At 65.4% G+C, this 14,003-nt stretch carries 12 protein-coding genes; 5 read left to right on the top strand and 7 right to left on the bottom strand.

Translation table 11 applies throughout. The features are described from left to right. Positions 1 to 104 precede the first annotated feature (104 nt). The 6 genes from ppc to ACIBG0_RS29720 all read right to left on the bottom strand — a co-directional run bounded on the left by ppc (position 105) and on the right by ACIBG0_RS29720 (position 8,540). On the bottom strand, positions 105 to 2,870 hold the full coding sequence (gene ppc, locus ACIBG0_RS29745) for a phosphoenolpyruvate carboxylase (RefSeq protein ID WP_397036949.1): 2,766 nt from the start codon (positions 2,868 to 2,870) through the stop codon (positions 105 to 107). 178 nt (positions 2,871 to 3,048) lie between these two features. Then, positions 3,049 to 3,468 carry a VOC family protein gene (locus ACIBG0_RS29740; protein ID WP_397036839.1) on the bottom strand — a complete coding sequence of 140 codons (420 nt, stop codon included), beginning with the start codon at positions 3,466 to 3,468 and terminating at the stop codon, positions 3,049 to 3,051. Between the two features lie 225 nt (positions 3,469 to 3,693). Then, entirely contained in the window at positions 3,694 to 4,248 is a 555-nt protein-coding gene (locus ACIBG0_RS29735; protein WP_397036947.1) for a GTP-binding protein, read from the bottom strand. 49 nt (positions 4,249 to 4,297) lie between these two features. Further along, positions 4,298 to 4,630, bottom strand: coding sequence for a DUF742 domain-containing protein (locus ACIBG0_RS29730; RefSeq protein WP_397036837.1), 333 nt, complete (start codon positions 4,628 to 4,630; stop codon positions 4,298 to 4,300). A 101-nt stretch (positions 4,631 to 4,731) separates the two neighbouring features. Beyond that, a complete protein-coding gene (locus ACIBG0_RS29725) occupies positions 4,732 to 5,115 on the bottom strand; it encodes a roadblock/LC7 domain-containing protein (RefSeq protein WP_397036946.1) in 384 nt (127 codons plus the stop codon). Positions 5,116 to 5,156: 41 nt separating this feature from the next. Further along, on the bottom strand, positions 5,157 to 8,540 hold the full coding sequence (locus ACIBG0_RS29720; protein ID WP_397036836.1) for a nitrate- and nitrite sensing domain-containing protein: 3,384 nt from the start codon (positions 8,538 to 8,540) through the stop codon (positions 5,157 to 5,159). Positions 8,541 to 9,504: 964 nt separating this feature from the next. Between ACIBG0_RS29720 and ACIBG0_RS29715 the strand changes: the two genes are divergently transcribed. From ACIBG0_RS29715 to ACIBG0_RS29695, 5 genes are all read left to right on the top strand, one after another. Further along, positions 9,505 to 10,515, top strand: coding sequence for an alpha/beta hydrolase (locus tag ACIBG0_RS29715; protein ID WP_397036835.1), 1,011 nt, complete (start codon positions 9,505 to 9,507; stop codon positions 10,513 to 10,515). 393 nt (positions 10,516 to 10,908) lie between these two features. After that, positions 10,909 to 11,199, top strand: coding sequence for a DUF427 domain-containing protein (locus ACIBG0_RS29710; RefSeq protein ID WP_397036834.1), 291 nt, complete (start codon positions 10,909 to 10,911; stop codon positions 11,197 to 11,199). A gap of 54 nt (positions 11,200 to 11,253) precedes the next feature. Further along, entirely contained in the window at positions 11,254 to 12,021 is a 768-nt protein-coding gene (locus ACIBG0_RS29705; RefSeq protein ID WP_397036833.1) for an alpha/beta hydrolase, read from the top strand. A gap of 25 nt (positions 12,022 to 12,046) precedes the next feature. After that, positions 12,047 to 12,565, top strand: coding sequence for a hypothetical protein (locus ACIBG0_RS29700; protein ID WP_397036831.1), 519 nt, complete (start codon positions 12,047 to 12,049; stop codon positions 12,563 to 12,565). Positions 12,566 to 12,608: 43 nt separating this feature from the next. Further along, the gene (locus tag ACIBG0_RS29695; protein ID WP_397036829.1) at positions 12,609 to 13,637 is read left to right on the top strand and encodes a hypothetical protein; all 1,029 of its coding nucleotides are present in this window, start codon (positions 12,609 to 12,611) and stop codon (positions 13,635 to 13,637) included. A 24-nt stretch (positions 13,638 to 13,661) separates the two neighbouring features. On the opposite strand, the gene ACIBG0_RS29690 is transcribed toward ACIBG0_RS29695, so the two are convergent. Continuing rightward, complete coding sequence (locus ACIBG0_RS29690) at positions 13,662 to 13,964, bottom strand: hypothetical protein (protein ID WP_397036827.1); 303 nt, start codon at positions 13,962 to 13,964, stop codon at positions 13,662 to 13,664. Positions 13,965 to 14,003: the final 39 nt, after the last annotated feature.

The following is a 14,003-nucleotide window of genomic DNA, read 5'->3' as shown; positions in this document are numbered from 1 at the left end:
GTCTCGCCGCGGAAGGTCGCGCGCACTGATTCGCGCCGCGCATGGTTTCGCCCGCGATTTCGCGCGCGGCGTGACAAAAGGCGCGCGGGAGCTACCGAGGCAACCTAGCCGGAGTTGCGCAGCGCGGTGGCTAGTCCGTTCATGGTCAGCAGGATGCCGCGTTTGACGAGTTCGGAATCGTCACCGGCCCGCAGCCGTCGCAGCAACTCGACCTGCATCTGGTTCAGCGGTTCCAGATACGGGAAGCGGTTGTGGATCGACTCCGCCAGTGACGGGTTGTCGGCGAGCAGGTGATCATTGCCGGTGATCGCGGCGTGCATGCGGATGGTGCGAGCGTGCTCGTCTCGGATCATTCCGAAGATGTGCTCGCGTAGGGCGGCGTCGTCGACGAGTTCGGCGTACCTGGCGGCGATATCCAGATCGCTCTTGGCCATGACCTGGGCCAGATTCGACAGTACCGTCCGGAAGAACGGCCAGCGGCGATAGAGGTCGGACAGCACCGCCAAGCGGTCGGGATCGCCGCCGACCCACTCCTCGAGCGCGGCACCGGTGCCGTACCAGCCCGGCAGCATGACGCGGGCCTGACTCCACGACATCACCCACGGGATGGCTCGCAGATCGCTCACCGAATTCGTCGGCTTGCGGGAGGCGGGGCGGCTGCCGATATTCAGATCGCCGACCTCGGCAACCGGCGTGGACTGCCGGAAATACTCGACGAATCCCGGTGTTTCGTGCACGAGTCGCGCATAGGCCGCACGAGCACGCGCCGCCAGGTCGTCCATGAGTTCATAGGATGGCTCGGCAGCGGGACCGAGTCCCTCCACATCGAGTAGCGTCGACTCCAGCGTGCCCGCGATCAGCGACTCCAGATTGCGATGCGCCGCACCGGATTCCGCGTACTTGGCCGCGATCACCTCACCCTGCTCGGTCAACCGCAGCGAACCCCGCACGGCACCGACGGGCTGGGCGAGAATCGCGTCATAGCTGCGACCACCACCGCGACCGACCGTACCGCCGCGACCATGGAAGAGCCGCAAGCGAATGCCGGTCTTGCGCGCGACCTCGACCAGATCCAGCTCAGCACGGTAGAGCGCCCAGTTGGCGGCCAGATACCCACCGTCCTTATTGGAATCGGAGTATCCGAGCATTACCTCCTGCCGCATTCCCTTGGCTGCCACCAGCTCTCGATACACCGGAACATCCAGCACCGCGGCCAGAGTCGCCGCACCGGCCCCCAGATCTTCGATGGTCTCGAACAGCGGCACGATATTCACCGGACAGCTCGGGGGCCCATCCGGCTCGCCGGGATCGAGCAGCCCACCCTCCTTCAGCAGCAGCGCCGCCTCTAACATATCGCTGACCGAGGTGCACATGCTGATGATGTAGTTCGGCACCGCCTCGACACCGAAGGTGTGCACGACATCTCGTGCGGCACGGACGATGTCGATCTCCTTGGCGGCGAGTTCGCTCAGCCGCGCATGCGGGCCGAGCAGCGGACGGCGGGTACGCAACTCGGCCGCGAGTAGTTCCACCCGCTCGTGCTCGGCGAGGCTCGCATAGTCCTGATGCACCCCAGCCCAGGCCAGCAGCTCGGTGACGACCTGTTCGTGCACCTCCGAGTTCTGCCGCATATCCAGGCCCTGCAAATGGAATCCGAATGTCTCGATGGCATGTCGCAGCGCGGCCAGGCGATCGTCGGCGAGCAGACCATCGCCGCTGGCCCGCATCGAGGCGTCGACGGCATCCAGGTCGTCGAGCACCGCCTGCGGAGTCGGATAGGCCGGAGCATCCGTCTCTATGCCGTCGGCGGGCAATTCGCCGAGCGCGGCAGCCGCCGATGCCGACAGGCGTGCCCGAATCCGGTGCAGCGCACGGCGATAGGGCTCATCCGAATGCGTCGCGGGGTCGGGATAACCGGCCTCGGCCAGCTCGGCCACCTCTGGTGTCACCAAAACCAGCCGCGCCGATTGCGACAGCGACTTCTCCAGTTCCACCAGCTCGTGCAGATAGCGTCCGAATGCCACCGCCGATGCCTGCGATGCCGCCTGACGCACGACATCGGCTGTCACATAAGGGTTTCCGTCACGGTCGCCGCCGATCCACGATCCGGGGCGCAGGATCGGCCGCGGCAGCAATTCCGCCCCCGGCCACCGGGACCGCAGCGCCGCCCGAACTTCGGCGTTGATCGCCGGAATTACGTCGAAAAGCGTGATGTCGTAGTAGCGCAGACCGACCGCGATCTCGTCCTGAATCCGCAAGCGCTGCAATCGAATCAACGCTGTACGCCAGAGTGATAGTACCTGGCGGCGGATGCGCAGCTCCAGATCGGCGCGCGCCCGCTCGGTTTCGGTATAGCGCTGCCGCAATCGCATCAATTCGGTAATGCGGGTCTGCACATCGAAGACGGTGCGGCGCCGGGTTTCGGTCGGATGTGCGGTGATCACCGGCGATACCAACGCGTCGGCGAGCAGATCGGCGACCTCGGTGCCGTCCAGTGCCGCCGCGTCGAGTTTGCGGTAGGTCGCCGCGAGCGAGGAATCCTGCGGCGGCTCCCCGGCCGCCTCATGCGCCGCGCGCCGCCGATCGCGCTGGATATCCTCGGCGAGATTCGCCAACAGCACGAAATAGGTGAATGCGCGAATCAACGGCAATGCGACCGCGATATCGACGCCGTCGAGCATCTCCGCCACCGCGCTGCGCCCGACCTCCTCGCGCCGCACCCGGAACGCCTCGATCCGCACCCGCTCGATCAGATCGAAGACCTCGGGACCCTCGTGATCGCGGATAGTGTCGCCGAGGACGCCGCCGAGGAACCGGATATCGTCCCGCAGCGGCCGGGTCGCCTCCGGTGCGGTCGGCGTTTCCGACAGTCGCTCGCCGGCGTTCGGCACTGTCAGGCCCGAGGGCGCGGTGTCGCTGATCCGCTCGATGCGCTCGCTCATGACTAGACACTACTGCGCCAAGATCAGGCCTTCGCGGTGACGCCGAGCACTCCGGTTCTCGCCGATGCCGAGGCCGATCGACATCGGTATCGGCGAGTTCAGGGAATCAGCCGAGCAGCTGGGAGAACCGCAGGTGGTTGCCCCACGGATCGCGGAAACCGCAGTCCCGGACGCCGTAGGGCTGGGTGATCGGCTCCTGATCCACATCGACACCGGCCTCGCGCAGCCGGGCGAAGGTGTCGTCGACGGCCTCGGTGGTGAAGATGAGGGTGCCCTGCGCACCGCTGGCCAACCGCGCCTTCGCGGCTTCGCGCGCGGACTCGTTCGGATTCATCTCCGGGTTCTCCAGAATGAATTCGATACCGGGCTGCGACGCCGGTCCGACGGTCAGCCAGCGACCGCCAGGAAACGCCATATCCTGGCGGACCTCGAAGCCGATGACATCGCGGTAGAACTCCAGCGCCTGGTCCTGGTCGCCGACCAGCACTGCGACGTGGGTCAGAGTGAAATCCTTGCCGTTGCTCATTGCTATCTCCCTTGGTTCGAGCGGTACACAGGAATGACGCCGAGCGTGTCCCGAATTCATCGGTGTCTCGCGAGAAGATTCTCGGCCGCTTCGGCCGCCAGCACGCCGGTTCGTTCGATATCCCCGCTCAGCCTGGAGGTCGCACCGGATTCCGGCATGATCGCGACGTGGTTCAGGCGATACAAGTCCACACCCGGATCACCTACCAGCGTCAAGGCTACGGATTCAGCCGACCTCACGGACGCGCGGTCGCGATGCGGACAGGCGGTGCACGAGCACCTGTTCGAGCAGTGCGACGAGCACCTCCTTAACCGAAGCCCGTTCGCGCGCATCGCATTCCAGGATCGGAATGCACTCGTCGAGCTCCAGTGCCTCACGGACCTCGTCGAGTTCGAAATGCGCGCCTTGTTCGAAACGGTTGACCACCACCACGAAGGGCGTGTTGTGTTCTTCGAAGTAGTCGAGCACCGGATAGCAGTCCTCGACCCGGCCGGTATCCACCACGATCACCGCGCCGAGTGCGCCGTCGACCAGGTCGTCCCACAGAAAGACGAAGCGATCCTGCCCCGGAGTGCCGAAAAGGTAGAGCACCAGCGAGGTGTCGAGGGTGATGCGGCCGAAATCGAGAGCGACCGTGGTCTGGGTCTTGTCCGCGCGTCGCCCCGGATCATCGACACCGATGGCGACCTCGGTCATCGCCGCCTCCGTCACCAGGGGTTCGATTTCGGAGATCGCGCTGATGAATGTTGTTTTGCCGACACCGAATCCGCCGCTGATCACAATTTTGACCGAGGCGGGCATGGGCCGCTCGACCTGTGCTGTCCGATATTCAGAGTGCCCGTACAAGGTCCCTGATCCTCTCGATAGCTGCGGTGGAAAGTTCGGGGGCGTCCCGAACCGAAACATGCCCGGCGGCCGCGAGATCGCTGACGATCACTTTCGCGACGCCCACCGGAACGTGCAGCGCCGTCCCGATTTCGGCAATGGAATGCGGCTGCTGGCACAGCCTAACGACGGTGCGCTGTTCGAAGTGCAGCGGTGCGGACAGCGCGGCAGGAGTTGCCAGCACCAGTGTTTCAATGCGCAGCCCATCGATCAGCGGCATCGTGCGCCCCGCCGTGACGACGAAGGGGCGCACGAATCGGTCATCCGGCAGCTGCACATCCGGACTATCCCTCGGTGGCCGGTTGGCCCCGAACCAACCGAAGGATTGGTTGACCGGGATCATCCGCGGGTCCGGCAACCGCGGCCGGTCTGGATGTCTCATCTGCGCAACGACTCTCGCAATTCCGAGATGAGCGCCGGGTCGAGCAGCGCACCGGCGCGTTCGGCCAGTACCGCCATCTCGTAGCCGACGAGACCGACATCGCAACCACCGTCGGCGATGACGCCGAGGCAACTGCCGTCACCGAGTGCGGAGACCAGCAGGAAGCCGCGCTTCATCTCGATCATGATCAGCTTCAAGCCATCGAATGCGTAACTGCGCGAAGCACTTCGGGCCAGGCTGGACAGGCCCGAGACCATGGCGGCCAGTCGATCCGCGCTGGTGCGGTCCAGCCCCTCGGACATGGCGATGAGCAGGCCATCGGAGGATACGGCGACGGTATCGCGGACGCCGTCGGTATTACGGACGAAGTTGGCCAGCATCCAATTGAAGGTGTGCGGGTCCGCGGTCTGTATGTGAGTCGTCACCGAATCTCCTCTGCGGTGGTGGGTGAAACCGATGTTTGCGCCAAATCCGCGGCGCCCGGGATCTTTTCGGACGCTCCAACGTTCTCGGATGTCTTCGGCGGCGGTGCGCTCGGAGCGCCGCGCTGGTGTCCGGCCCGGAACGACGACAGCATGCTGCGGATTTCGGCCGGTGTGCGTTCCACGGCCGGAGCGCTGGCTGGGGCCGGGGTGAGAGCCCGAGGTGCGCTGTCGCTTCCATCGGCGGCTGTGCGTGCTCGCTTGTTACGCTTGACCAATCCGTTCTTGGTGCGCTGCACACCGGTGGGTGTCGAATCGGATTTCGTTGCGGCTGTCGCCGTTTCAGGTATTTGCCACAACGACCTACCCGCCGCAGACGGGACAGCAGGCTGCGTCCCCTCGGTCGCCGATGCGGCGTCGGTTGAGCGATCGATCGCGGGTACGGCGTCGACAGGGCGATCGCTCCCCGATCCATCGACGGCGGGCAAGCCCGTCAGGAAGCCGTTGACACCATTGCTCCCAGTGCCATTCAACCCTGACGGACCCGTCAGCGATCCATTGCCAACCGACAAGCCGGTCACAGATCCGCTACCACCATCGCCCCCAATGCCGTTCACCCTTGACGGACCCGCAAGCGATCCATTGCCAACCGACAAGCCAGTCAGAAATCCGCTACCACCATCGCCCCCAGTGCCATTCATCTTTGACGGACCCGCAAGCGATCCATTGCCAGCTGGCAAGCCAGTCAGAAATCCGCTGCCACCATTGCTCCCAATGCCATTTGACGGACCCACAAGCGATCCATTGCCAGCTGGCAAGCCGGTCGCAGATCCGCTACCACCACTGCTCCCAATGCCGTTCACCCTTGACGGACCCGCAAGCGATTCGCTGCCAGCTGGCATGCCGGTCACAGATCCGCTGCCGCCATCGCTCCCAGTTCCATCGGCATTTAGCAGACCCGTCAGCGATCCGTTGACCCCGGACGCAGCCCAGTCGCCGGTCGGGATGACCTCATACGTAGCCGAATCGCCCGTCCGGTCGTCCTCGAAAGCAGCCCGATCGCCCGTTGCCACGGCTCGTTCTACGCCAGCTCCGGTGAACCCGACACCGTCGCCGGAATCGGCCGGGTTGGAATGGAAGTGGGCGAACCGTGCCGATGTCGTCGATGCGAATCCCGGTCGGGAATGCGCGGGACCGGACCTCGATTGCAGAGGTACGACGCCGTCGGGTTCGGGCCCGCCGGTCATTAGCACATCATGCGGCGGCGCGCCGGGTATCGATGCACCGCCAAACCCCACGGCCGACTCGACATACCCCCGCCCAGCAGCCACCGAAGCCGCTGCACCGTGGTTCCCGGCCGCGGGTGCCCGTCGAGCATTCTCATTCGCAAGGGAGACCACCGGGGAATCGACGAGCCTTGCCGCAGCCGAGTCGCTGTGCCCGTGCGCACCGGGCCCCGCGCCAGTAGACCCCGCAGCCGCTGCACCCCGCTGTCCAGCGGCAGCCGACCGCCGATCCTTCTCTCCCGCAATGATTCCCACGGGCAACAGCAAGCGCGCGACGATCCCGCTCACCGGTGACACGTTCAACTCGACATCGATACCGAGTCGCCGCGCCAACCGGCCGACCACGTAGTGCCCCAGATATCGCGTCGGTGCGACAACGAAATCGGATTGCCCGCGCAGCCGGGCATTCGCCTCGTCCAACTGCGCCGCCGACATGCCGACACCGTGATCCACCACCGCGAGCAGATATCCGGTCGGCAGCTTGCGGCCGTAGATCTCCACCTCCAGATCCGGTGGGGAGAAGGCCAATCCATTCTCGATCAGCTCGGCCAGCATATGTGCGAGGTCGCTGACCACCGAGCCGGTGATCGCGATATCGTCGACTCGCCGCAGCACCACCCGGCGATAGTCGTCGACCTCCGACAATCCGGCGCGGATCACATCGGTGAGCGCGATCGGCTCTGCCCAGCGCCGCGGGCTTTCCGCACCCACCAGCACCAGCAGACTTTCGGCATTGCGCCGCATGCGGGTGGCGAGGTGGTCGAGTTCGAACAGATTCGACAGCGCTTTGGGATCGAGTTCCTCGCGTTCGAATTCACTGATCAGGCCGAGCTGGCGGCGCACCAGATTCTGGTTGCGCCGCGCCAGATTCGCCATCGATTCGGTGGTATTGCGCCGGACCAGCGCCTGCGCCGAAGCCAATTCGAAGGCAGTGGTCTGCACACCATCCAATGCCCCTGCCACAGCGGCGATTTCGAAACTAGCACCGCGCGGCGTGCGCACCGGTTCGGGCGGATCCGGTTGGGCGTCATCGGATTCCTGCCAGGCCGCGATCACCTCGGGCAACCGGTGATTGGCGACATCATCGGCCTGCGCCGCTAACTCGGCGAGCGGCCGCACGATGGCGCGCACACTGGCGAAGACCAGTGCCACCTCGGCGGCGATGGCGATCAGCGCGGCGAGCAGGAAGCCGCCGAGGGTCAGGAACGCATCCCGGCGCAGCGCCTGCGCGCGCTGCTGCACATCGTCACCGACCGCCTGCTGCACCCTGCGCTGCTCATCGATGACCGCGGTCATCTGCGCCCACCAGGTGCTCGGATCCACCGAACGGATCAGCGGACCGGTGCTCGACGCGATCGCGACCCGCTCCGATTCACCTGCCCTGACGGCATTTTCACTGCGCAGCGCCGCATCGAGCCGGGCCTGCTGTGCCGCGGTCGCATCGCGCGCGAAGGCGGTCAGACCGGCCATCTTGGCGGCCCGGATATCGAGGAACTCGACATACTCGCCATTGCGGAACTCATCGGCGGCGAAGACACCATTGAGGAATCCGCGCTCCTCAGCCGTCTGCTCCTTGGCTTCGCCGAGCGCGTACAGCGCCTCTAAGCCGTGCCGAATCTCGGCATCGCGCGCCTGATCGAGCCCGAGCGTCAGACGATTCAGCGCGGAGATGCCGTCGGTATAGAACTGAAAGGCGGCCTGCCTGCTGGTGCGGTGGGCGTCGATCTGGGTACGGGTTGCATCGAGCGCGTCGAATTGGCTGAGCGCCGAACGCACTTGGGCCGCACCCGGCGCATTCCCGACCGCCGCCTGCTCGAGTGCGCCCATCGCTCGATCCGTGTTGGCTCGCTGGTCCGCCACGGCTTGCACCAGGCGGTTGTCTCCGCCGAGCAGGCCATTGCTGAGCCCGCGTTCACGCTGCGCCTCCTGCACCAAATCCTGTACCACCAGCGCGAGCGAGACCGCGTGCACAGTGTCACCGCTCTCCCGGAATGCCTTGACCTCCCTGGCGACCATCACCGCGAGCAGTCCCAGCACCAAAACCAATGAGACGACAAGTATTCGGGCCAATTGCCCACGAATCGTGCGCGGTCGCACTATTCTGTTCCCGGCAACCTGGCGTTCGCCTCCAGGGTCGGCCGTCATATCCGGTGTGCCACCGGCTTTCTCCGACCGTTGACGTAAACGCACCACCCTGCTCCTCCGATTGCCCAGCCGTGACAGCTCCACGGCGAGCGCACGGAAAGTCACGCAGCAGCCTGCTCCAGGGGTAGGGGACTGTCAACGCGAAAACCGGACAAAACAGACGACGCCCGCATTTGTATACACGCTGGTAATCCAGCGTTTCCGCGGTGTCGATCCGCTCACAACTCGCTGCCGAACGGTGTGACGTGACGGGCGTCGCATTCGGATTCGCCGATGATTCGCTGTGCATGATTTTGCAACGAATCCTCCGGTAGCGCTTCCCGTCGACCCGGCAATGCCCCGCATATCGTCATCGAAGTGAATTCCGACGGTCTGCCGCACCATTCGAGTCGGGCACCGGCAGCGCCAGCTGCGACAACCTGTCCAGTACCTCCCGCAGCGTTCGTCGCGGCGGGCCGCCACGCACCGGTGGTGGCGCGTCCAGCGGCGAAAGGGGCTCTCGCGGGCCGCGGCTCGCTCGCGCGACGTCAGCTTCTGCGGCGACGACCGGCGGCCACCAGCGTATATACGCCGCCGATTTCCAGACGCGGAGATCGACCCGGCAGACCGACGCTTGAAGTCACAGGCTGTGCCTGACTGCGGAAGCGGGGTGTGGCACGCGACGCGCCCGGCACGGCGAGGAAACCATCCCCTGGACCGGCAGCGCCAAAAGGTCCCCGCAGAACAACAGGACCTACCGCAGCCCGACCAAACCGAACGCGACAACCACGGCGTTGCCCACAGGGTCACCCATAGATGCCGCCCTGTTCACCAACGGTGGGAATCCTCTTACGCCAGTTACATGACGTTTCATGACATCGTCGACGCGAAAAATCACCGGCCTCCGAAGGGGGCCAACCGTCGATGAGGGTTGCATATGGGTTTGCGCATGTCGGTATTGCGAGAACGGCTGGGGTACCGGCGGATAGCGTCTGTCGCCGCGGCCATGGCGCTCGCGGTCGCGCCACTGATCGTCGTTGCTCCGCAGGCGAATGCGGAAGCCGTCGTCGAGCGAATCGAGCGCACCTCCCCGCAACAATGGCAGATGTACGTCCGCTCCCCCGCGATGAAGCGGACCATCCACCTGGACGTGCTGGTGCCCGCGAACCAGGCAGCATCCCGGCCGACCCTGCTGCTGCTGGACGGAAACGGGGCGTCGGAATCTCAGCCGGCGAGCACGTGGACGCTGCGCGGCGGCGCCAAGGAGTTCTTCGCCGACAAGCCGGTCAATGTGGTGATGCCGGTCGGCGGCGGGGGGACCTACTACACCGACTGGTCGCAGGATGATCCCAAACTCGGACATCAGAAGTGGGAGACCTTTCTGACCTCGGAGCTGCCGCCGCTGATCGACCGCGAGTTGAAAGGCAACGGGGTCTACGCCGTCGGCGGACTTTCCATGGGAGCGGGAGCGGCGGCCATTCTGGCCGTACGGCACCCCGATATGTTCCGAGCCCTGGCGGCCTTCAGCGGCTGCTACTCGACCGACGGAGTCGGACAGTTGTCGGTGCGCCCCGTAGTCGAATCGAAGGGCGGGAACCCGGACAACATGTGGGGTAAGGCAGGCGACCCGGAGTGGGCGGCGCACGATCCGAGCAAACACCTCGACGCGCTGCGCGGCAAACCGGTCCACCTGTACATGGGCACCGGCGTGCCCGGCCCCGACGACGCACCGTTCGACGATCGCTGGTCGTGGCCCAACGACCCGCTCCGGGCGAATGAGATCGAACAGGTCTCGCATGACTGCACCCTCGCCCTCTCCCCCGCCATGAAGCTCTTCGGCGCCGACCTTTCCATCGACTACGCCGCCGTCGGCGTCCACTCATGGCCGTACTGGAAGACCGCCCTGCCCAAGTCCTGGCCGAGCCTGAAAGCTGGCCTCGGCGTCTGAAGGCACATCCGGGAGACTGGTGCGCGGCATCGCCTGCTCGGCTGTCACGTCCGTTTCGCGCCGTGCCGCGATGCCGAGCATCCAGTGCTCAGCATCGCGTCGTCGGTTGCCGCGCACAGTTTCGCTCCCTGCCACGGTGCCGAGCATTCAGTGCCCGGCACCGCGTCGTCGGCTGCCGCGCACAGTTTCGCTCCTGCCGCGATCGGCCAGGCAAACCCCAGCGCGGCATCGCCTCCTGGGCTTTCACGCACCTTCTGCGGGCGTGCCGCGATCGGCCGGGCAAATCAATGCGCGACGGAACAGCGAGCGGGGAATACGGCGGGTGTGGGTTGGGTTACACCCCGTAGCCGTGGTCTCCGCGCGGCGGAATCCAGTGCGACGGTGGGAGATTCGATGAGCGTGCAAGCGGTATGGAACGGCACGGTGCTGGCCGAGAGCGATGACACCGTGGTGGTCGAGGGCAATCATTACTTTCCGGCGGAGTCGCTGAAGACGGAGTACTTCCGGGACAGCGATACGCATACCGTGTGCCCCTGGAAGGGGCTCGCGTCCTATTACACGGTCGAGATCGAGGGTGCGAAGAATCCGGACGCCGCGTGGTACTACCCGGATCCGAAGCCGGAGGCCGAGCAGGTGCGCGATCGGGTCGCGTTCTGGAAGGGCGTCGACGTCGTCGAGAAGTAATGCGCTCGGGGAGTCGGCGCGCAACGGTGGCCGGTACGGGGTAAGAACGATGGCATGCGACATCCGGCCAGTTCGATCCTCAATGCGCTGACCTTCATGCCCGCCCGGCAGATCGTGCAGACGCCGTCGATCCTCGACATGGATTACACCGAGTTGTCCATCCGCACATCCGACGGCGAGAAGCTGCAGGGTTGGTGGCTGCCCGCCGCGCGCTCGATCGGGCATGTCCTGTTCGCGCACGGCAATGCGGGCAATATCGGCGACCGGGTGCCGATTTACGCGCTACTCACCCAAATCGGTTTGGACGTACTGACTTTCGACTACCGCGGCTACGGCCGAAGCACCGGGCGGCCCACCGAGTACGGCACCTACCTCGACGCCCACGCGGCCAGACAGGCGCTGCTGGAACAGCCGGGCGTCGATCCGGATCGCGTGCTCTACCTCGGAAAATCGCTCGGCGGCGGCGTGCTGCTCGAATTGGCGACCGAGTATCCGCCCACGGGACTGATATTGATGTCCACCTTCACCGGTCTGCGTGACGCGGCCCGCTCGGTATACCCATTCCTGCCCAGCCCGTTCGTCCCGGACGCCTATCCGAGCCTGCGCCGCATCCGCAAGCTGCGGGCACCCGTCCTGATCATGCACGGCGACCAGGACGAACTGCTGCCACTGCGGCATGCCGAGCGGCTGTACGCGGCCGCACCCGATCCGAAGCGATTGGTGGTCTTTCCCGGCGGCGGTCACAACGATCTGATCATCTCGCCCAGAGTCAACTGGCCGGATCTGATCCGCACTTGGTCGAGTGATCTGCTCAACCGCTGACGGCGCTCGTGCGTAGCCTGACGATATGAGCGATTTGGGTGAGATCACCGCGCGGCTCGCGGCACTGTCCGATGACGAACTCTTGGCGGTGCTCGATGCCGCCACCGCCGGGCGGCCTCGGCTCTCGTGGGTGCACACCGCGGTCGCGGAGGCCTCCGGCCTCGCGAATGCGAGCTCCGAGGCGAGTGTGAGTCCCACCACTGTCACGCCACAGCTGCATGACCAGGCGTCGGGTGCCGATGCATCCGGGCAGGTCGGAGGCTTTTCTCCGGTACCGGCGGTACCGGTACCGCCGACCGGTATCCCGTCCGGTCCGGAGGTGGGCGGATATTCGGTCGGCGGCGTACCTACTTTTGAGTCAGTTCGCGATAAGGTCGAGCAGCGCTTCGGCACCGCGCAGGGGATGGGCGAACTCGACCGGCAGACTCCTGCGGGCCGCAGCGCCGACGAACAATGGGAGGCGCGCGAGAAAGCGGCGCGCGAGCGTCTGGCACAGATACGGAAATCGTTGCACGGCAACGATGTCGAATCGAACGATCCGTAACCTGACCGAGCGCGACGGACAACGAATGTGATGGTGGTATTCGATGAGCGAGCCGCGCGAGATCGCCGAACGGCTACTCGATGCCCAAGTGGAATTCCTGCTGGCCGAGGTGAGCGGCGACCGCTTCACCGAGGTCGTAGCCCGTGACGTGGAGTCGGTCATCGCGGTGGCAGACACCCTCGTCTTCCGCGATGTCGTCGGCATCGACCAGGCCAAGGAGACGGTCCGCACCGTCATCGACCTGATCGGCGGCAGTCCGGTCCTCGCGGATATGGTCGGGGTATTCGCCGACTCGATCTACGACAACATCGCCGAGAACAACGATTACACCCTGGGCCAGGTTGTCGACCGCGAACCGGTCGAGGCGCTGCTGGAGAAGATCTTCGGCATGCACCAGGCACAGGAGCGCATCCTGGAGCGGCTCACCGAAAGCCCGCTGGTCGCGACCGTCGCCGCGAAGTTCGTGGATAAGCTCATCTCCGATTTCATGGAGGCCAATAGGCAGATCGCGGGCAAGATTCCCGGGGTCTCATCGCTGATCTCCATGGGCCAGTCGGCGGCCAAAACCGCCAAGAAGGCAACCGAGAGCACCTTCATCGGCGATATGGCGGGCAAAGGCGCGGTATTCGCGCTCAAGCGCACCAACAATGCCATCCGCGAGATGTTGCGCGATGCCCCGGTGCATGACGCCGCGATGGAGTTCTGGGATTTGCACGCCGACGAGCCGGTGAGCGGCCTGCGGCACTATCTATCCCAAAAGGATCTCAACGAACTTGCGCTGCTCTGCTACGAGATCGCGGTGACCACCAGGGAGAAGGAGTATTTCGGGCTGCTCGTCGACGAGTGCGTGGATGTCTTCTTCACCAAATACGGCGACTACACGCTGGCCGCGATGCTGCCGGAACTCGGTCTGTCCGGCGACGATATCGCCAAAGAGATCCTGCGGTACGGCCCCGCGGTGATCGAAGGCGCCAAGCGCAATGGCGTGCTGGGCAAGCTGATTCGCGAGCGCCTGGAGCCGTTCTACACCTCGGATGTGGTGCTCGGAATTCTGGGTGAGGCTACCAGCTGATCCCTTGGCGTCACCGAGCGCGCGCTAGGGGTCGCCGTGGCGGACCTCTTCGACTGTGCGGCTTACCATTTCGCGCAGTGTCGCGGCAGTGCGCTGGCGATCGGTCGGCTTCACGATCACGGCGCAACTGCCGCGCCAGCAACGGCCCGCGCTCCAATGCCTGGTGTTCTCGACATTGGAGCGGACGTCAGGAGCGCGCGGCACCAGTGCCTCGGTCGGTTCCAAACCGGTTTCGAGTTCGGCGACCTTGCTGCCGGTCAGCTTGGCGGCATTGGCGAGCCGCACCGCCTGGCCGCCGCAATCCCCGACCGCCTTAGCGAGCCGCACCGCCTAGCCGCCGCAACCCCCGACGGCCCTGGCGAGCCG

Origin of the sequence: Nocardia sp. NPDC050630 (assembly GCF_044457245.1) — a bacterium.
In the GTDB taxonomy this organism is placed as follows: Bacteria; Actinomycetota; Actinomycetes; order Mycobacteriales; family Mycobacteriaceae; genus Nocardia.
This window is presented reverse-complemented; position numbering and strand designations above follow the sequence as displayed.